The 16,291-nt window shown below is 69.7% G+C and carries 20 protein-coding genes; 16 read left to right on the forward strand and 4 right to left on the reverse strand.

From position 1 onward, the window contains the following. Positions 1-127: 127 nt before the first annotated feature. The 3 genes from metK to GGR43_RS05815 are packed head-to-tail and all read right to left on the reverse strand — an operon-like array spanning position 128 to position 3,595. Positions 128-1,339: a methionine adenosyltransferase gene (metK, locus tag GGR43_RS05805; RefSeq protein WP_188071010.1), complete on the reverse strand. Its 1,212-nt coding sequence runs from the start codon at positions 1,337-1,339 to the stop codon at positions 128-130. A 54-nt stretch (positions 1,340-1,393) separates the two neighbouring features. Next, the gene (lnt, locus tag GGR43_RS05810) at positions 1,394-2,941 is read right to left on the reverse strand and encodes an apolipoprotein N-acyltransferase (protein ID WP_188071011.1); all 1,548 of its coding nucleotides are present in this window, start codon (positions 2,939-2,941) and stop codon (positions 1,394-1,396) included. 3 nt (positions 2,942-2,944) lie between these two features. Then, positions 2,945-3,595: a YqaA family protein gene (locus tag GGR43_RS05815; RefSeq protein WP_188071012.1), complete on the reverse strand. Its 651-nt coding sequence runs from the start codon at positions 3,593-3,595 to the stop codon at positions 2,945-2,947. 476 nt (positions 3,596-4,071) lie between these two features. Between GGR43_RS05815 and rnk the strand changes: the two genes are divergently transcribed. From rnk to gp17, 12 genes are all read left to right on the forward strand, one after another. After that, positions 4,072-4,473, forward strand: a complete 402-nt coding sequence (rnk, locus tag GGR43_RS05820) for a nucleoside diphosphate kinase regulator (protein WP_188071013.1) — start codon at positions 4,072-4,074, stop codon at positions 4,471-4,473. Further along, entirely contained in the window at positions 4,470-5,855 is a 1,386-nt protein-coding gene (locus GGR43_RS05825) for an ATP-binding protein (RefSeq protein WP_246343366.1), read from the forward strand. The genes rnk and GGR43_RS05825 overlap by 4 nt, the downstream gene beginning before the upstream one ends. A gap of 541 nt (positions 5,856-6,396) precedes the next feature. Next, positions 6,397-6,996 carry a transposase gene (locus GGR43_RS05830; protein ID WP_188071014.1) on the forward strand — a complete coding sequence of 200 codons (600 nt, stop codon included), beginning with the start codon at positions 6,397-6,399 and terminating at the stop codon, positions 6,994-6,996. Continuing rightward, on the forward strand, positions 6,993-8,321 hold the full coding sequence (locus tag GGR43_RS05835; RefSeq protein ID WP_188071015.1) for a DNA-packaging protein: 1,329 nt from the start codon (positions 6,993-6,995) through the stop codon (positions 8,319-8,321). The genes GGR43_RS05830 and GGR43_RS05835 overlap by 4 nt, the downstream gene beginning before the upstream one ends. 217 nt (positions 8,322-8,538) lie before the next feature. After that, positions 8,539-9,264, forward strand: a complete 726-nt coding sequence (locus tag GGR43_RS05840; RefSeq protein ID WP_188071016.1) for a helix-turn-helix transcriptional regulator — start codon at positions 8,539-8,541, stop codon at positions 9,262-9,264. A 201-nt stretch (positions 9,265-9,465) separates the two neighbouring features. Next, positions 9,466-10,635 carry a phage portal protein gene (locus GGR43_RS05845; protein WP_188071017.1) on the forward strand — a complete coding sequence of 390 codons (1,170 nt, stop codon included), beginning with the start codon at positions 9,466-9,468 and terminating at the stop codon, positions 10,633-10,635. After that, a complete protein-coding gene (locus tag GGR43_RS05850; protein ID WP_188071018.1) occupies positions 10,632-10,943 on the forward strand; it encodes a DUF6127 family protein in 312 nt (103 codons plus the stop codon). The genes GGR43_RS05845 and GGR43_RS05850 overlap by 4 nt, the downstream gene beginning before the upstream one ends. Then, positions 10,940-11,356 (forward strand): HK97 family phage prohead protease, encoded by a 417-nt coding sequence (locus GGR43_RS05855; protein ID WP_188071019.1) that lies wholly within the window; start codon positions 10,940-10,942, stop codon positions 11,354-11,356. The genes GGR43_RS05850 and GGR43_RS05855 overlap by 4 nt, the downstream gene beginning before the upstream one ends. Positions 11,357-11,450: 94 nt before the next feature. Next, positions 11,451-12,593, forward strand: coding sequence for a phage major capsid protein (locus GGR43_RS05860; RefSeq protein ID WP_188071020.1), 1,143 nt, complete (start codon positions 11,451-11,453; stop codon positions 12,591-12,593). A 74-nt stretch (positions 12,594-12,667) separates the two neighbouring features. After that, a complete protein-coding gene (locus tag GGR43_RS05865; protein WP_246343367.1) occupies positions 12,668-13,207 on the forward strand; it encodes a head-tail connector protein in 540 nt (179 codons plus the stop codon). Beyond that, positions 13,204-13,422, forward strand: a complete 219-nt coding sequence (locus GGR43_RS05870; RefSeq protein ID WP_188071021.1) for a hypothetical protein — start codon at positions 13,204-13,206, stop codon at positions 13,420-13,422. The genes GGR43_RS05865 and GGR43_RS05870 overlap by 4 nt, the downstream gene beginning before the upstream one ends. After that, positions 13,419-13,817: a tail completion protein gp17 gene (gene gp17 / locus GGR43_RS05875; protein ID WP_188071022.1), complete on the forward strand. Its 399-nt coding sequence runs from the start codon at positions 13,419-13,421 to the stop codon at positions 13,815-13,817. Before GGR43_RS05870 ends, gp17 begins: the two co-directional genes overlap by 4 nt. Positions 13,818-14,204: 387 nt before the next feature. Here the strand turns inward: gp17 and GGR43_RS05880 are convergent, their stop codons facing one another. Next, entirely contained in the window at positions 14,205-14,516 is a 312-nt protein-coding gene (locus GGR43_RS05880; protein WP_223177306.1) for a hypothetical protein, read from the reverse strand. An 84-nt stretch (positions 14,517-14,600) separates the two neighbouring features. Here GGR43_RS05880 and GGR43_RS05885 point away from each other — a divergent pair, with 84 nt between their 5' ends. The 4 genes from GGR43_RS05885 to GGR43_RS05900 are packed head-to-tail and all read left to right on the forward strand — an operon-like array spanning position 14,601 to position 16,162. After that, entirely contained in the window at positions 14,601-15,008 is a 408-nt protein-coding gene (locus GGR43_RS05885) for a phage major tail protein, TP901-1 family (protein ID WP_188071023.1), read from the forward strand. Between the two features lie 11 nt (positions 15,009-15,019). Further along, positions 15,020-15,361 carry a gene transfer agent family protein gene (locus tag GGR43_RS05890; protein ID WP_188071024.1) on the forward strand — a complete coding sequence of 114 codons (342 nt, stop codon included), beginning with the start codon at positions 15,020-15,022 and terminating at the stop codon, positions 15,359-15,361. Then, positions 15,358-15,594, forward strand: a complete 237-nt coding sequence (locus GGR43_RS05895; RefSeq protein WP_188071025.1) for a phage tail assembly chaperone — start codon at positions 15,358-15,360, stop codon at positions 15,592-15,594. The genes GGR43_RS05890 and GGR43_RS05895 overlap by 4 nt, the downstream gene beginning before the upstream one ends. Continuing rightward, positions 15,587-16,162 carry a tail tape measure protein gene (locus tag GGR43_RS05900; RefSeq protein ID WP_188071026.1) on the forward strand — a complete coding sequence of 192 codons (576 nt, stop codon included), beginning with the start codon at positions 15,587-15,589 and terminating at the stop codon, positions 16,160-16,162. The genes GGR43_RS05895 and GGR43_RS05900 overlap by 8 nt, the downstream gene beginning before the upstream one ends. Positions 16,163-16,291 lie beyond the last annotated feature (129 nt).

A 16,291-nucleotide genomic window follows, 5' to 3' on the forward strand; every position in this document is an offset into this window, starting at 1 on the left:
TTCCGGTCCTTGCAAAAATGCCGGGCGCGACCCGAAAGGCGCCCGGCATGATGTCTAGACCCGGATCGCGCGGGCGGGAAGAACGCTCCTCGCCCGCGTCATGAAGTTTACAAAGCTTTAGGCCCGATCAGAGCGCCGCCTTCAGCGCGTCGGCCAGATCGGTGCGCTCCCACGGGAAGAAGTCGCCTTCCGCCGTGCGGCCGAAATGGCCATAGGCCGCGCTCTTGCGGTAGATCGGCTTGTTGAGGCCGAGCGCGGTGCGGATGCCGCGCGGGGTGAGGCCGCCGAGGCGATCCTTCGCGACCTGCGCGATCGCCGCTTCCAGCTTGTCGTCGGCGACGGTGCCGGTGCCGTGGGTGTCGACATAGAGCGAGAGCGGCTCGGAAACGCCGATCGCATAGGCGATCTGGATGGTGCAGCGCTTGGCAAGGCCCGCCGCCACCACATTCTTGGCGAGATAGCGCGTCACATAGGCGGCCGAGCGGTCCACCTTGGTCGGGTCCTTGCCGCTGAACGCGCCGCCGCCATGGGGCGCCGCGCCGCCATAGGTGTCGACGATGATCTTGCGGCCGGTCAGCCCTGCGTCGCCATCCGGCCCGCCGATCTCGAAGCTGCCGGTCGGGTTGATGTGATAGACGGTCGCGTCGGACAGCAGCCCGGCCGGGATGACCTGCGCCACCACCTGCTTCACATAATTCTTCAGCTCGGCTTCCTTGTCGCCCGTGTCATAGCCCGGCGCGTGCTGGGTGGAGACGACGACGGCGGTGCAGGCGGCGGGCTTGCCGTTCTCGAAGCGCAGCGTCACCTGGCTCTTGGTGTCGGGTTCGAGGAAGGGCGCGGCGCCGCTGTGGCGGTCGGCGGCCATCTGCTCCAGAATCTTGTGGCTGTAATAGAGGGTCGCGGGCATGAGGTCCGGCGTTTCGTCGCAGGCGAAACCGAACATGATGCCCTGATCGCCCGCGCCTTCATCCTTGTTGCCCGATGCATCGACGCCCTGCGCGATATGGGCGGACTGGCCGTGCAGGTTGTTTTCGAAGCGCAGCGTTTCCCAGTGGAAGCCGTCCTGCTCATAGCCGATCTCGCGCACCGTGTTGCGCACGGTCTTTTCGATCTCTTCGAGAGCGCCGGGCGCCCATTCGCCATTTTCATAGACGCCCTTGCAGCGGATCTCGCCCGCCAGCACGACCAGCTGGGTGGTGGTCAGCGTTTCGCAGGCGATGCGCGCCTCGGGGTCCTTCGACAGGAACAGGTCGACGATCGCGTCCGAAATCTGGTCCGCGACCTTATCCGGGTGGCCTTCCGACACGCTTTCGGAAGTGAAGAGATAATTCTGGCGCATGATGCTCCTGTCCGTCGTGAAGCTACATAAAGAAAGCCTTATGTGCCCCGCGCTTTAGCGCCTGAGCCGCGCGGTTGCAACGGCCAATGCGACAAGCGCCAGCGCAAGGCCGAGGGGAAGGGCGTTGCCGAAGCGGGAGAAGAGCGTGGGCGGCAGCGCTTCGGGCAGGCGGGCGTTGATCGCCCCTTCGCGATGCAGCGGGACATGGGCGAGCAGGCGGCCATGGCCGTCGATCACCGCCGAAATGCCGGTCGGGGTGGAGCGGAGAATCGGCATCGCCTCCTCGATCGCGCGCATCCGCGCCTGCGCCAGATGCTGCGGCGGCCCCCAGTCGCCGAACCACGCGTCGTTCGACGGGTTGTAGAGGAAGGCGGGCCGGTCCTTGCGGTCCACCACCTGGCCGGAGAAGATGATCTCATAGCAGATCTGCACGCCCATCTTCAGCGCGCCCCTGCCCTGTCCGGCGGGGAGGATCAGCGAGCGCGGGCCGGGGCCGGGCCAGAAATCCGCGTCGCCGGGCACGAGGCGGGACAGGCCCAGCGGCTGGAGGATCGCGCGCATCGGCAGATATTCGCCATAGGGCACCAGATGCGCCTTGTCGTAGCGGGCGACGAGGCGCGCGTCCGGGGTGAGCACCCAGGCGCTGTTGCGCGCACCCTTGATCCTCCGCTCGGTGTAGAGGTCGTGCGGCCTTTCCTCCAGATAGACCTTGACCCCGCCGGTCATCAGCAGGTCGTGCGGGCCGAGCAGCCCGGCGAGCGCGGCGCGCCAGTCCGGCTCCATGTCGAGCCAGGCGGGCAGCGCGGCCTCCGGCCAGAAGACGAGTCGCGGGCGATCGGGCGAGGAGGGGCCGGTCAGCCGGGCGAGCTTGGCGAAATTCTCCTGATCGAGCGCGGCGTCATATTTGTCGCTCTGGTCGATATTGGGCTGGACGATGGTGATCGCCGGGCCGGTGGAGGGGGTGTCCCCGGCGGACAGCGGCAGATGGCCAGCCCCCGCGAGCAGTGCGAGGCCCGCCAGCGTCGGCAGGCCGTCGCGCCAGCGCCTCTGTCCCAGCGCCAGCAGCGCGGCGGCGGCGAGGATGGCGAGCGCGGAGAGGCCATAGGTGCCGATCCAGCGCGCGGCCTGATCGACCCCGGTGCCCAGCCAGATCAGGCCGAGCGGATCCCAGGCGAAGCCGGTGAAGGCCGTGGCGCGGCCATATTCGGCGATCACCCATAGCCCTGCGGCGAGCGGCGCGGCTGGCAGCTGCGGGCAGCGCGCGCGCGCGATGTGGAGCGCCAGCACCGCGAGGCCGGGCCAGACCGCGAGATAGAGTGAGAGCGCGACGACCGCGCCATAGCCGAACCAGTGCGGCATCGCGTCCTGATAGGTGAAGGCGTGGGCGATCCAGTTGAGGCCGACGGTGAAATGGGCGAGGCCGAAGCACCAGCCGGTGAGGAACGCGGCCTTGCGGGTGCGCGCGCGCTCCGCCAGCAGGAGGAGCAGCGCGAGCGCGGCCAGCGCCAGCGGCCACAGGCCGAGCGGCGCGAAGCCGAGCGCGGCGACGCTCCCTGCGATGAGGGCAAGCGGCAGGGGATGGCGGAGTGCTTTGCCGGTCATCGCTCAGCGGGTGGAAACGGTCTGCGCCATGGTGGCGCGGCTGCACTTGTCCGACGCCTTGTCCTCTCCCCCGCCGCCCAGCGCGCCGACCGCGAGGAAACCGCCGACCACCAGCACGAGGAAGGCCGCCGTCAGCCAGCCGAGATAGCGCTCGATCCACGGCTTGATCGCCGCGCCATATTTCCAGAACAGCGCGCCCACCAGCATGAACTGAAAGGCGCGGGACAGCACGCTGGCCCACAGGAAGGTGACGATCGACAGGCCGATGAAGCCCGCGGTGATGGTAATGAGCTTGAACGGGATCGGCGTCGCGCCCTTCAGCAGGATGATCTCCGCCCCATATTCCCGCAGATAGCAGGCGGCCGCCGGGAACTTGTCGGCAAGGCCGAGCGCGGCGAGCATCGCCATGCCCACGCTCTCATAGAGGAAATAGCCGATCGCATAGCCGAGTAGCCCGCCCAGCACCGAGGCGAGCGTGCAGATGACGCCGTAGCGCAGCGCCTTTTCGGGGCGGGCGAGGCACATCAGCCCCAGCAGCGGATGCGGCGGGATCGGGAAGAAGCTCGATTCCATGAAGGAGATGGCGGCGAGCCAGCGATCGGCATGGCGATGGGCGGCCTTGGCCAGCATCCACTGGTACAGAAAAGTCAGCATCGGCAGGGGAGGTAGCGGAAATGGGCAGGCGAGGCCAGAGGGATATCGCGGCGGGCGGCGGTCCGGTAGGGGCGGGTGGCGGACCTTGATCTGCCGTCATGCCAGCGCAGGCTGGCATCTGTGCGGCGGCGCGCGACATGACCTGCGACCCCGGCCTGCGGTGGGGTGACGAAGAGGTAGGGATGGGGTGGGGAGGGAGAAAGGGGCGCTCTCCCCGAAGTCATGACCCAGCCCGGCGCCGCCCTCGCATAGAGGAAATTGACTTGCCCTGCTTCCGGTGACATCCTTCGCCCATGACGGCATCCATTCGTCCTTTCCACTTCCGCCATGACGGAGGACAGCTGCTTGCGGGCGTCCAGCCCCAGGTTCGGTGCACCCTGCCCTGAGCCTGGGGGCTGAACCGATCGGATGGAAATCGTGCCCGCGCTGCGCCCAGCAGGCCCCGGCACGGAGATTTGGACAAAGGACGTACCAGCATGACCAACAGCAAGGCGGCGCGCCGCCCCCCCGTTCACATGATCGACAGCGAGGCCGACGCGCTGACCGACCTCGCGCTCGGCGTGGAGGAGCGGCTGCCGCAGGTGAGCGAGATGCTGCTCAAGGAAATCGCGCGCGCGCATATCCATAGCGCGAAGACCATCCCCGCCGACGTGGTGACGATGCAGTCGACGGTCGAGTTCACCGATGGCGCGACCGGCGCGCGGCGGGTGGTGCAGCTGGTCTATCCCAAGGATGCCGACATCGCCGACGGGCGCATCTCCATCCTGACGCCGGTGGGGGCGGGGCTGATCGGCCTGCGCGAGGGGCAGGCGATTCTCTGGCCCGATCGCGGCGGCAAGGAGCGCGTGCTCACCATCGACAAGGTCCGCCGCGATTGACGGGGCGCCGGAACAGCACCGGAAACACGGAAGGCCAGAATCGGGAAGGGCTGATCCGGGAAGGGCTGATCCGGGGGCGGCTGCGGCCGCACCGGTTCGTCGGCTATGCGATGCTGCTGATCCTCGCGGTCGGCATCGTCGAGGTGGTGGCGAGCACCCTGTTCTACGAGGCGATAGACCGGCAATCGGTGCAGGAGGACCATGCGCGCCGCGTGGCCGAACTGCTGGTCGTCAGCCATCGCGTGCATGATCTGGACCCCGGCCTGACCGCCGGGGTGATGAGCACCCATCATCTCCACGCCGCCACCGCCGCGACCCCGTCGATCCGCGCGATGGGGAAGGAGGGCGACGTCGCGGACATCCGGCGGCGCATATTGAAGTGGGAGCCGGATCTGGCGCGGCAGACGCTGCTGCTCGACATAGAGCGCAAGCCCTATGGCAGCCGCGATCTGGTCGGCGCGATGCGGCTCGATGACGAGACATGGCTGAATTTCCGCTCGCGCGATATCTCGACCGGCTGGCCGATCGCGCTGCGGGCGATGGTCATGACCCTGCTCATCACGCTGATCGCCGTGGGCGTGGGCGTCTATGCGCTGCGCGTGCTGACGGCGCCGCTGCGCAAATTGTCCGAAGCCGCCGAGACGCTGAGCCACGGCCAGAAGCTGGCGCCGATCCGCGAAAGCGGCCCCGCCGACCTGCGCAACCTCGCCCGCTCGTTCAACGACATGCAGGCGCGCATCGCCGGGCTGGAGGAGGACCAGGCGCGATCGTTCGAGGCGATCAGCCATGACCTGCGCACGCCGCTGAGCCGGCTGAAGCTGGCGTCCGACTTCATGGGCGAGAGCGAGATCGCCAAGATCGTCAGCACCAGCGCGGACGAGATGGAGGCGCTGCTGATGTCGCTCCAGCGCTTCCTGCGCGCGCAGCATCTGGAGGGCGGCGCGCCGGAGCCGGTCGATCTGGTGCCGATGGTGCGCGACATGCTGGCGTCGCTGGGCGAGCAGGCGAGCCTGATCGCGCCCGCGCAGGCACCGGTGACGACCTGGCGCGAGCCGCTGGCGATGGCGGTGCAGCCGCTGATCGACAATGCGCTGCACCACGGCACGCGGGCCGAGGTGCGGGTGGGCACGCTGGGCGACCGCTGGATGATCGAGATCGCCGACGACGGGCCGGGGCTGGCCGAGGAATATTTCGAGCGGGTGCGCGATCCTTTTTTCCGCGTGGACGAGGCCCGCCCGCGCGACACCGCCGGTTTCGGCCTCGGCATCCCGACCGCGCACCAGATCATGGAGCGCTTCGGGGGAAAGCTGGAATTCCGCAACGATCCGGCGGGCGGCTTCGTGGCGCGGCTGATCGTGCCCGAGCCGGAGGACGGGGTGTAGCTGGTTTCGGCCAGAAGCGTCCCTTTGCCTTCATCGTCACCCTGAACTCGTTTCAGGGTCCATTTCGCCGGATTGACCATCGGTCTGTGGGGCTTGATGGATGCTGAAACAAGTTCAGCATGACGATTGGGCTATGTCAGTTTTCCACCTCAAAACAAACGCATTTCCGTGACATGCCAGCGCAGGCTGGCATCTCAGGAGGCGGCGCGCGACCGGGCCTGAGACCCCCAGCCTGCGCTGGGTGACGAGTGGGGCGGGGGTAGGAAGGGGCGCCATTGGCTTGGTACATCGCCTTTTCCAAGTCAATCGTCACGTCCGGCGGCCTGTGCCCCTCCACCATGCTTCGCATGGTTCCCCTCCCCCAAAGGGGGAGTATTAACCTATTTGGTAATTTTTTCTTGACATCGTCACGCTGTTCTGGCACATGTTGCGACAGTGGAAAAATCTGAGTCGCGCCGCGGGGCGGCGGCGGGAAGGGCTGGGACCGGTGACGGTTTCCGGCCCTTTTGCGTTGCCGTCCCTTTCGCGCGGAACCGGAGGCATGATGGCGGTCGAGGGAAAGGGCGGCGGACGGAGGAAGAGCGCGGGGCTGGTGTTGCAGCGGGGCGTGTCCGGCGGCGTGCAGCGCCGGAAACAGAAAAGGACCCGCTGGACGGCGAAGCGGCAGGCGCAGTTCATCGAGGAGTTGCAGGCGAGCTGCAACGTGATGGAGGCGGCGCGGCGCGTCGGCGTCCATCCCGGCCAGATCTATGCGTACAGGCGGCGCGACCCGGCCTTTGCGGCGCAATGGGCCGAGGCGCTGGAGCAGGGCTATGCCGAGCTGGAGATGCTGCTGCTGCGGCAGGCGATCCACGGCACGGAAACCACCGAGACGGTGGAGGACGGCAAGGGCGAGGGCGGACGGCGCACCAAGCGGGTGCACAGCTTTCCCCATGCGGTCGCGCTGCGCCTGCTGCTGGCGCACAGGGGCACCGTCGATGCCTATCGCGCGGAAAAGGGCAGGCGGGCGGATGAAGGCGAGCCGGGCGGCGCGGATGTGCGGTCGGAGATCCAGCGGCGGATCGCGGCGATGCGGCCCGATGCGGCGGGCGATGCGGCGGGCGGCGACGAGGCGGGCGGTGCGGAGGACGGTGAGGCATGAGCCGCTCGCAATGGGAGGAACTGGCCGACTGGCCGCCCGATCGCCTTGCGGCCTTTCTCGACCAGATCGGCGAGGTCGGGCGGATGACGCTGCTGCACGACTGGGCGGTGCATGCGCGGCCGGAGCAATTGCCGCCGCCGGGCGACTGGCGGCTGTGGCTGATGCTGGCCGGACGCGGCTTCGGCAAGACGCGGGCCGGGGCGGAATGGGTGCGGTCGATCGCGGAAGCGGACGGCGGCGCGCGCATCGCGCTGGTCGGCGCGAGCCTGCATGAGGCGCGCAGCGTGATGGTGGAGGGGGAAAGCGGCCTTCTCGCCATCGCGCCCTGGTGGGACCGGCCGATCTGGCATCCGGCGCTGCGGCGGCTGGTGTGGAAATCGGGCGCGCAGGCGATGCTGTTCGGCGCGGCCGACCCGGACTCGCTGCGCGGCCCGCAATTCACCCATGGCTGGGCCGACGAGATCGCCAAATGGGCGAACGGCGAGGCGGCGTGGGACAATCTGATGCTCGGTCTGCGGCTCGGCCGGACGCCGCGCCTGCTGGCGACGACCACGCCGCGCCCGGTGCCGCTGATCCGGCGGCTGATCGCGCAGGGCGGCGTGGTGGTGACGCGCGGGGCGACGCGGGACAACCGCGCCCATCTGCCGCCCGCCTTCCTCGCGGCGATGGAGCGCGATTACGGCGGCACGGTGCTGGGGCGGCAGGAGCTGGACGGCGAGCTGATCGAGGAGCCGGAGGGCGCGCTGTGGACGCGTGCGCTGATCGAGCGGTGCCGGGTGCGGCGCGATGCGCTGGCGCAGCCGGGCGGCGTGGCGCTGAACCGGGTCGTCGTCGCGGTCGACCCGCCCGCGTCGAGCACGGGCGACGCCTGCGGCATCGTCGCCGCCGGCCTGGGCGCGGACGGGCGCGCCTATGTGATCGAGGACGGCACGGTCGCGGGCGTCAGCCCGGAAGGCTGGGCCGCGCGCGTCGTCGCGCTGGCGATGCGGCACGGCGCGGACCGGATCGTCGCGGAGGCCAATAATGGCGGCGAGATGGTGGGCAGCGTGCTGCGCGCCGCGCAGGCGGACCTGCCGCTGCGGCTGGTGCATGCGAGCCGGGGCAAGGCGGCGCGGGCGGAGCCGGTCGCCGCGCTCTACGAACGCGGGCGCGTCGCCCATGCCGGTGCTTTTCCCGAGATGGAGGACCAGATGTGTGCTATGCTGATCGGCGGAGGATATTGCGGGCCGGGCCGGTCCCCCGATCGCGCGGATGCGCTGGTCTGGGCGCTGAGCGAACTCATGCTCGGCAGGAGGATGGAGAACCAGCGGGTAAGAACCCTTTAGGAGGCCGCTCGACATTCAGTCCATGCGGGCCTGCAAAGCGCGCTTTTCTGTGCTTCGGTGCTCACGACCCTGTAGGTCGCTGCGCTCCGATGCTCGAAAATCACGCTTTTCGGCTCCACCTGAACTGAATGTCGAGCGGCCTCGGGGGCGCTTTCAAGTCGGATGGGCCTTCTGGCGGCGTGGCGACAAGGAATATCTGACGTGCGAGGATCGATGCATGAATGTGGATATCGTCCCGGAACTGGATCTGATCGGTCAGGCGGAGAGCCCGCGCGCGCTGTGGCGCCCGTTGCGCCGCTATTTCCGGTCCAAGGGTTTCGAGGGGCTGGCCTATTTCATCGCCAGCCCGCAGGCGCGCGGGGCGATACGGGGCTTTACGGTCATTCATCGCGGCTTTCCCCGCGCGGTGACGCGCCGCTATATCGACGAGGGCTGGGGCGCGCGGGACCTCGGCCCCGCCTATGCGATCGCGCAAGGTGTGCCGGTGCGGTGGAGCGACGGCACCCGCGCGCTGGAGGGCGACGACGAGCATGCGGCCTTTCGCGACGCGATGCATGCGGTCGGGCTGGGCGACGGCTATAACCTGCCGGTCTACGGCCCGCGCGGCCGCAACGGGACGATCGCGGTCGGCAACCCGGTGAGCGAGGAGGCGCTGGACAAGGCGCCGCTCGACGAGATGCACCTGATCGCGCAGGCGGCGCATATGCGGCTGTGCCAGTTGCTGCCCGACCTCAGCCTGCCCGGCCCGTCGCTTTCGGCGCGCGAGCTGGAGATACTGGAATGGGTGGCGCGCGGTAAAAGCAACGGCGTGATCGCGGAAATACTCGACCTCTCCGCCGCGACGGTGGACACCTATTTGCGGCGGATATTCGGGAAGCTGGATGTGTCCGACCGGACTTCCGCCGCCGTGCGGGGCGTTGGGATGGGGCTGATCGCCGCTTAGCAGGGGCCGAAATCCGCCCCATGCGGGGCTGCGAGCGGCGCTTTTCTGCGCTTCGGTGCTCACGTGCCTCAAGCACGCTGCGCTCCGATGCTCGAAAATCACCACTCTCGCCTCCACCTGGGACGAATTTCGACCCCTGCTAACTCTTGTCCTTCCGGTTCCGATTGAACCGGACGAACTGCTTTTTTGGGAGCAGCATTTATGAAATTATTCGGATGGAAGGGTGCGGCGGGTTCGCCGCGCCCGGCGCTGTCGCGCACCCATGGCTGGGGCGCGGCGGGGTGGATGGCGGGCGGCGCGGCGGCGGGGGAATGGCCCTCCGCCTATGAGCCGCAGGTGCGCGCGGCGGTGCTCGCCAATCCGGTCGCGCAGCGGGCGGTGCGGCTGGTGACGGAGGGCGCGGGCGGCGCGGCGATCCGTGCCGCGGGCGCCGCCGCCGCCGACAATGCGCGCGCGTGCGAGCTGGCGACACGGGTGTCGGGCGGGCAGGGGCTGGTCGAGACGCTGGCACTGCACCTGTTGCTGCACGGCAATGCCTATGCGCAGATAATGTGCGACGCCGGCGGCGAGCCCGCCGAGCTGTTCGCGCTGCGCCCGGAGCGGGTCGGCGTCGAGGTCGACGCGCGGGGCTGGCCGGTCGCCTATTGCTATCGCGTCGGCGACCGGACGAGCCGCCTTTGCGCCGAGGACGGCGCCGGGCGGCCCGCGATCGTGCATTTGAAGACGGCCAACCCGCTCGACGATCATTACGGGCTGGGGTGCCTTGGCGCGGCGTCGGGTCCGGTGGCGATCCACAATGCGGCGACGCGCTGGAACAAGGCGCTGCTCGACAATGCGGCGCGGCCCAGCGGCGCGCTGGTCTACGATCCGGGCGATGGCGCGACGCTTTCGGCCGAGCAGTTCGCCCGGCTGAAGGCGGAGATGGAGGCGGCCTTTCAGGGCGCGGCCAATGCCGGGCGGCCGATGCTGCTGGAAGGGGGATTGAGCTGGCAGACGCTCAGCATGTCGCCGTCCGAGATGGATTTCGTCGCGCTGAAGCAGGGTGCGGCGCGGGAGATCGCGCTGGCCTTCGGCGTGCCGCCGCTGCTGCTCGGCCTGCCGGGCGACAATACCTACGCCAATTATCGCGAGGCGAACCGCGCGCTGTGGCGGCAGACGATCCTGCCGCTGCTCGGCAAGATATTGGGCGGGCTGGCGCAAGGGCTGCGCGGCTGGATGCCGGGGCTGGAGCTGGCGCCCGACCTCGACCGCCTGCCCGAACTGGCGGAGGAGCGGGACGCCCAATGGCAGCGCGTCGGCGCGGCGGATTTCCTGACGGCGGAGGAAAAGCGCGCGATGCTGGATATCGACCCGAAGGGAGGCAGGGCATGAGGGACAGCGATATCGTCGCGGGCCTCGTCGCGCAGGCGGAGGGACTGGGCGGCGACCTGGTGATGCTGCGCGCGCTGGTCGAGGAGGCGAGCGAGATGGGCGCGGGCCGGGCGCTCGACCGGCTCGGCCTGTCCGACCGCGCCGCCGAGGGCGATGTGCGGGAATTGCGCGAGCTGCTGGGCGCGTGGCGGGATGCCAAGCGCGCGGCGAAGGGCGCGGTGATCGGCTGGCTGGTGCGCGCCGGGCTGGCGCTGATGCTGATCGGCATGGCGGTGAAGCTGGGCCTGTTCTCGCTGGTGCGCGGATGAGCGGCCCAGCGGAAACGGCGGGCGTGCGCTTCGCGGGCTATGCGGCGCTGTTCGACCGGGAGGATCGCGGCGGCGACATCATCCGCAAGGGCGCCTTCGCCCGCGCGATCCGGGCCTGGGATGCGCGGGCGGTGCCGCTGCTGTGGCAGCACCGCCCCGGCCGTCGCATCGGCATCGTCGAGAAGATGGCCGAGGACGAGCGTGGGCTGCGCGTGATCGGGCGGCTGGACGGCGAGGCCGGAGAGGCCGGCGCGCTGCTGAAGGCGGGGCGGGTGACGGGCCTGTCCTTCGGCTATCGCGTCGCACGCGCCGACGGGCGCTGCCCCCGCGTGCTCAAGGATCTGGATCTGGTCGAGGTGAGCCTCGTCACCTTTCCGATGCAGCCGGGCGCGCGGGTTCACGCGGTCGAATAGGGTGGGGCGGCATTCTGCCCCACTCTGAGAGGTTCCCAAAGGCTCCGCACATGCGGGGCCTTTTTCGTTGCAACGGGCATGACAGGAGAAGCCTATGTATGAAGTGAAAGCCGATGCTCTGGAAGAGAGCTTCGACGCGCTGGCGGGCGCGGATCGTCTTGCGGTGGTGGAGGCCGATATCGCCGCGCTGAAAGGACAGGTGGCCGGTATCCGCAGGGGCGCGGTGGAGCGGCCCGCGCTCGACGGCGTGAAGGGGGCGGAGGCGGACCCGGCGCGGGCGGCCTTCGTCGACCGTTATCTGCGGCGCGGGCAGGAAGCGGGGGTCGAGCTCAAGAGCCTGTCGGGCGCGACCGGGGCGAGCGGCGGCTATGCCGTCCCGCGCGAGGTCGATGCGCAGATCGACTCGGTGCTGAAGGCGATCTCGCCGATCCGCGCCATCGCCAATGTGGTGCGCACCGGCACGGCGGGCTATCGCAAGCTGGTGGCGAGCGGCGGCACGCCCTCGGGCTGGGCGAGCGAGACCGGCGCGCGGGCCGAAACCGCCACCCCGACCTTCAACGAGATCGCGCCGCCCTGGGGCGAGCTGTACGCCAATCCGGCGGCCAGCCAGGCGATGCTGGACGATGCGGCCTTCGATGTCGAAGGCTGGCTGGCCGGAGAGATCGCGCAGGAATTCGCGAAGGCGGAGGGCGCGGCGTTCGTCAACGGCACCGGCACCAACCAGCCCAGGGGCTTCCTCAGCTACCAGACCAGCGCGGCGGGCGACGGCGCCCGCTCGTTCGGCACGGTGCAGCATGTGCCGAGCGGCGTGTCGGGCGCCTTCCCGTCGAGCAGCCCGCAGGACGTGCTGATCGATCTCGTCCAGTCGCTGCGCGCGCCCTATCGGCAGGGTGCGGCCTTCGTGATGAACAGCGCGACGCTTTCGCGCATCCGCAAGTTCAAGACGGCGGACGGCGCGTTCCTGTGGCAGCCGGCGATGGCGGCGGGCGCCCCGGCGACGCTGCTCGGCTATCCGGTGATCGAGGCCGAGGACATGCCGGATATCGGCGCCGACAGCCTCTCCATCGCGTTCGGCGATTTCCGGCGCGGCTATGTGATCGCCGAGCGCAGCGAGACGAGCATCCTGCGCGATCCCTACAGCAACAAGCCGTTCGTGCATTTCTACGCGGTCAAGCGGCTGGGCGGGGCGGTGACCGACAGCAATGCGATCAAGCTGCTGAAGTTCGCCACGTCCTGAGCGGCCGGCCCCCCTTCCTTCGCGGGAGGGGGGCCGCACCCATTTATCTGGAGCTTGAGGGAAAGGCGCATGCGATGACGGTGCGAATGGAAGCGGTGGCGCAGCCCATCATCGAGGGCGCGCGGGACGAGACGAAAAGCTGGCTGCGGATCGAGACGGCGCAGGACGACGCGGCGATCGAGGCGCTGTGCCGCTCGGCGATCGGCATGGCGGAGGATTTCTGCGCGCAGCGCCTGTTCGCGCGGGCGGGCGAGGAAATGCTCGCGCCCGCGCGGGAATGGCGGCGGCTGCACGCCTGCCCGGTGCGCGGCATCGCGGCCGTGGCGGCGGTGGATGCGGGCGGCGCGGAAAGCCCGATCGCGGCGGACGGCTATGCGATCGACATCGACGCGGACGGCGACGGCTGGGTGCGGGTGACGGCGGCGCCGCTGCCGGGCCGGATCAGCATCGGCCTGACGGCGGGGCTGGCCGAGGACTGGGCGGACCTTCCCGATCCGTTGCGGCAGGGGGTGGTGCGGCTGGCCGCGCATCTTTTCGGCGAAAGCGCGAGCGACACGCCGCCCGCCATCGTCACCGCGCTGTGGCGGCCGTGGCGGCGGATGCGCCTGGCATGAGCGCGACTGGCATGAGCGTGGCTGGGGAGCGCGCCGCGCGGGCGGGCGAGGCGCGGGCGGCGGCGCTGCGGCAGGGGCTGGCCGGGGAGGCGGAGGTGCTGGGCGGCATCGTCGCGCGGGTCGAGGGCGAGGAGGTGGTGCTGGAAGGGCGCGGCCTGCTCGACCGGTGGATCAGGGATGCGAGGCTGCGCGATATCGGGAGGACGGAACTATGAAGGCGGATCATGACATGCGCGCGGCGGTGCTGGCGCTGCTGCGGGACGATGCAGTGCTGGGCGCGAGGATCAACCGCGTCCATGACGGCATGCCCGCGAAGGCGACGCCGCCGATGCTGGTGGTGGGCGAGTGCGGCGGGACGGACTGGGGATGCAAGGACCGGCCCGGCCGCGAGGTGCGGATCACCCTCACCGTGGAGGACGATATCGAGACGGTGACGCGGATCGGCGGCATATTGGCGCTGGCCGATGAGGTGGTGCAGCGGCTGTCCGGCACGGTGGCGGGGTGGAGCATCGCCTCGCTGCGCCTCGTCCGCTCGCGCCTGTTGCGTACCAATGCGGGGCGGTGGAACGGGTTGATGGACTATCGCATTCGCGTACTGGCGGCGGAGTGAGGTAGGCGGCGGTTCGGCGATGGGGAGCGGGCCTTAGCCTTACCGTCACCCTGAACCTGGTTAGCTGCGCTGGCCTTCGGCTCAGGGTCCATTTCACCGCATTGACCAGCGGACTGTGGGGCTTGATGGATGCTGAAAACAAGTTCAGCATGACGATTAGGTTGGGGGGCAGCTAACCAGCCCCCCAATCCGTCATGCCAGCGCAGGCTGGCATCTGTGGCGGCGGCGCGTGACATGGCCTGAGATTCTGGGCTTGCGGCCCCAGCCTGCGCCGGGGCGACGGCGGAGGGAGGCTTGCTCACCTTCAATCCGTCGCTTCGGCTGATCCGCCCGCCGGCGAATGTCGCCCAGCCCTGCGAACTGGTAATCCGCCCGGCTGCCCCGCCGTTACTGCGCGCTGTCGTAGTCGCTGGTCATCTTCTCGATATATTCGGCGACCTGGTCGTTCGCGTCCTGCCGGGCTTCCTGCTCGGTCATGCCGTCGGTCCGGTCGGCGGCCATCAGCGCGGTGCGGAAGGCGGCTTCCTTGTCGGCGCATTTGGTCTTCAGCCCGGCGAGAAAGGCATCGCGCGCCACTTTCTTCGTCGCGGCGTCGTTGGTGTAGCCGCTGAGGCAGGACGCATAGGCCTGGCGCGCCTTGGGCACCGCGTCGGCGGGCGCGGGCGCGGCGGCGGCCAATATCAGTGCAACGATAACCATCGAAACCTCTCCAACCGAAAGGCACGACGGAAGGCGAAAAATATCGTCGTCCGCCTGCCATCACACTGAAAGGAATAGTGCGCCATGGGCGTCGAAAAAGGAAGCGCGTTTTTGTTGAAGGTCGGCAATGGCGATGCGCCGGTGACCTATGCGACCGTGGCCGGGCTACGCACCACGCAATTGCAGGTGAGCGGCGAGGCGGTGAACGTCACCAGCAAGGATTCGGGCGGCTGGCGCGAGCTGCTGTCGGGCGCGGGCGTGCGGTCGGTCAGCGTGTCGGCGGCGGGCATCTTCACCGGATCGGGCGGCGAGACGCGCCTGCGCAACCATGCGCTGGCGGGCACGATCGACGATTATGAGCTGAGCTTCGAGAGCGGCGAGCGGATGCACGGGCGCTTCCTCGTCACCCGGCTCGAATATGCGGGCGATTATAATGGCGAGCGCAATTACACGATCAGCCTCGAAAGCTCCGGCCCGGTGACGTCGCTATGAGTGGCGGGGCTATGAGCGGGGCGAGGCAGGCCGATGCGCTGCGCGGTCCCAATGCGCTGCGCGGCGAGGCGAGCCTCGTCGTGCGGGGCGAGAGGCTGATGCTGCGCCCCAGCTTCGCCGCGCTGGTGGCGGCGGAGGAGGAACTGGGGCCGCTGTTCGCGCTGGTCGAGCGGGCGGGCGCGGGCGAGTTGCGGCTGGCCGAGATGATCGCGCTGTTCTGGCATTGCCGCCATGGCTGGCCCGAGGCGATCGGCCGCGCCGATCTGGGCGAGGCGGTGGCGGCGCAGGGGCTGGTCGCGGCGACCCCGGCGCTCAAGGCGGTGCTGCGGCAGATATTGGCGGGCGCGGGATGAGCGCGGCGGCGGAGGCGGAGGCGCAGAGGCGGTTCGCGCCGGTCGCTCTGCGCCTGTCCGGCCTCGCGGGCTGGCATCTGGGGTGGAGCGCCGACCGGTTCTGGCAGGCCACCCCGGCCGAGATGGAAAGCATAGTCCAGGTGATGCTGGGCGCGGAGGAAGGCGGCGCGGGCGCGGCCCCGCCGTCGCGCGCCAGCATCGCCCGATTGCAGGAGATGTTTCCCGATGGATGAGGAAATCGACCGGCTGGTGATCGCGGTCCGGGCCGACACGCAGGGTTTTGCGCGCGACCTATCGGCGATGCGGCAGGATCTGGAAGGGCCGCTGGCGAGCGGGGCGGAGCGGGCGGGCCGCGCGATCGAGACGACGCTGCTGCGCGCGGTGCGGACCGGCAAGCTGGGGTTCGACGACCTGCGCGGCGTGGCGCTGTCGGCGATGAACAGCATTGCGCGCAGTGCGCTGTCCTCCGGCCTGTCGTCCCTGGGGCTGGGCGGCGGATCGGGCGGCGGCGGGCTGCTGGGCGGGCTGACCACCATCGCGCTGGCGGCGCTCGGCGCTCCGGGCCGGGCGACGGGCGGGCCGGTGTCGCCGGGGCGGGCCTATCGCGTGGGCGAGAACGGGCCGGAGCTGTTCGTGCCGACGAGCAGCGGGACCGTGGTGGCGGCGGGTGCGAGGACGGGCGGCGGGCGCGACGTGCGCGTCTCGATCAATGTCCGCGCGCCGGAGGGCAGCGCCCCGCAGGCGCTCGCCCGCAGCTCGCGGCAGATTGCGCGGACGGTGCGGGGGGCCTTGTCGCAGTAGGTTTACGGCGGGCTATCCCCCACCTCCGCCCGCCCTTCGGGTCGACAAGCTCAGCCCGAACGGTTCTTATATTCGAGCCTTCCCCGCCTCTCTGTCCGTCATGCCAGCGCAGGCTGGCATCGTTCTCGA

This window comes from Sphingobium jiangsuense, assembly GCF_014196495.1.
GTDB lineage: Bacteria > Pseudomonadota > Alphaproteobacteria > Sphingomonadales > Sphingomonadaceae > Sphingobium > Sphingobium jiangsuense.

What these genes read in the sequence shown, in the direction of transcription:
- metK (WP_188071010.1), bottom strand. Translation starts at nt 1,339, where the DNA reads ATGCGCCAGAATTATCTCTTCACTTCCGAAAGCGTGTCGGAAGGCCAC.
- lnt (WP_188071011.1), bottom strand. Translation starts at nt 2,941, where the DNA reads ATGACCGGCAAAGCACTCCGCCATCCCCTGCCGCTTGCCCTCATCGCA.
- GGR43_RS05815 (WP_188071012.1), bottom strand. Translation starts at nt 3,595, where the DNA reads ATGCTGACTTTTCTGTACCAGTGGATGCTGGCCAAGGCCGCCCATCGC.
- rnk (WP_188071013.1), top strand. Translation starts at nt 4,072, where the DNA reads ATGACCAACAGCAAGGCGGCGCGCCGCCCCCCCGTTCACATGATCGAC.
- GGR43_RS05830 (WP_188071014.1), top strand. Translation starts at nt 6,397, where the DNA reads ATGATGGCGGTCGAGGGAAAGGGCGGCGGACGGAGGAAGAGCGCGGGG.
- GGR43_RS05835 (WP_188071015.1), top strand. Translation starts at nt 6,993, where the DNA reads ATGAGCCGCTCGCAATGGGAGGAACTGGCCGACTGGCCGCCCGATCGC.
- GGR43_RS05840 (WP_188071016.1), top strand. Translation starts at nt 8,539, where the DNA reads ATGAATGTGGATATCGTCCCGGAACTGGATCTGATCGGTCAGGCGGAG.
- GGR43_RS05845 (WP_188071017.1), top strand. Translation starts at nt 9,466, where the DNA reads ATGAAATTATTCGGATGGAAGGGTGCGGCGGGTTCGCCGCGCCCGGCG.
- GGR43_RS05850 (WP_188071018.1), top strand. Translation starts at nt 10,632, where the DNA reads ATGAGGGACAGCGATATCGTCGCGGGCCTCGTCGCGCAGGCGGAGGGA.
- GGR43_RS05855 (WP_188071019.1), top strand. Translation starts at nt 10,940, where the DNA reads ATGAGCGGCCCAGCGGAAACGGCGGGCGTGCGCTTCGCGGGCTATGCG.
- GGR43_RS05860 (WP_188071020.1), top strand. Translation starts at nt 11,451, where the DNA reads ATGTATGAAGTGAAAGCCGATGCTCTGGAAGAGAGCTTCGACGCGCTG.
- GGR43_RS05865 (WP_246343367.1), top strand. Translation starts at nt 12,668, where the DNA reads ATGACGGTGCGAATGGAAGCGGTGGCGCAGCCCATCATCGAGGGCGCG.
- GGR43_RS05870 (WP_188071021.1), top strand. Translation starts at nt 13,204, where the DNA reads ATGAGCGCGACTGGCATGAGCGTGGCTGGGGAGCGCGCCGCGCGGGCG.
- gp17 (WP_188071022.1), top strand. Translation starts at nt 13,419, where the DNA reads ATGAAGGCGGATCATGACATGCGCGCGGCGGTGCTGGCGCTGCTGCGG.
- GGR43_RS05880 (WP_223177306.1), bottom strand. Translation starts at nt 14,516, where the DNA reads ATGGTTATCGTTGCACTGATATTGGCCGCCGCCGCGCCCGCGCCCGCC.
- GGR43_RS05885 (WP_188071023.1), top strand. Translation starts at nt 14,601, where the DNA reads ATGGGCGTCGAAAAAGGAAGCGCGTTTTTGTTGAAGGTCGGCAATGGC.
- GGR43_RS05890 (WP_188071024.1), top strand. Translation starts at nt 15,020, where the DNA reads ATGAGCGGGGCGAGGCAGGCCGATGCGCTGCGCGGTCCCAATGCGCTG.
- GGR43_RS05895 (WP_188071025.1), top strand. Translation starts at nt 15,358, where the DNA reads ATGAGCGCGGCGGCGGAGGCGGAGGCGCAGAGGCGGTTCGCGCCGGTC.
- GGR43_RS05900 (WP_188071026.1), top strand. Translation starts at nt 15,587, where the DNA reads ATGGATGAGGAAATCGACCGGCTGGTGATCGCGGTCCGGGCCGACACG.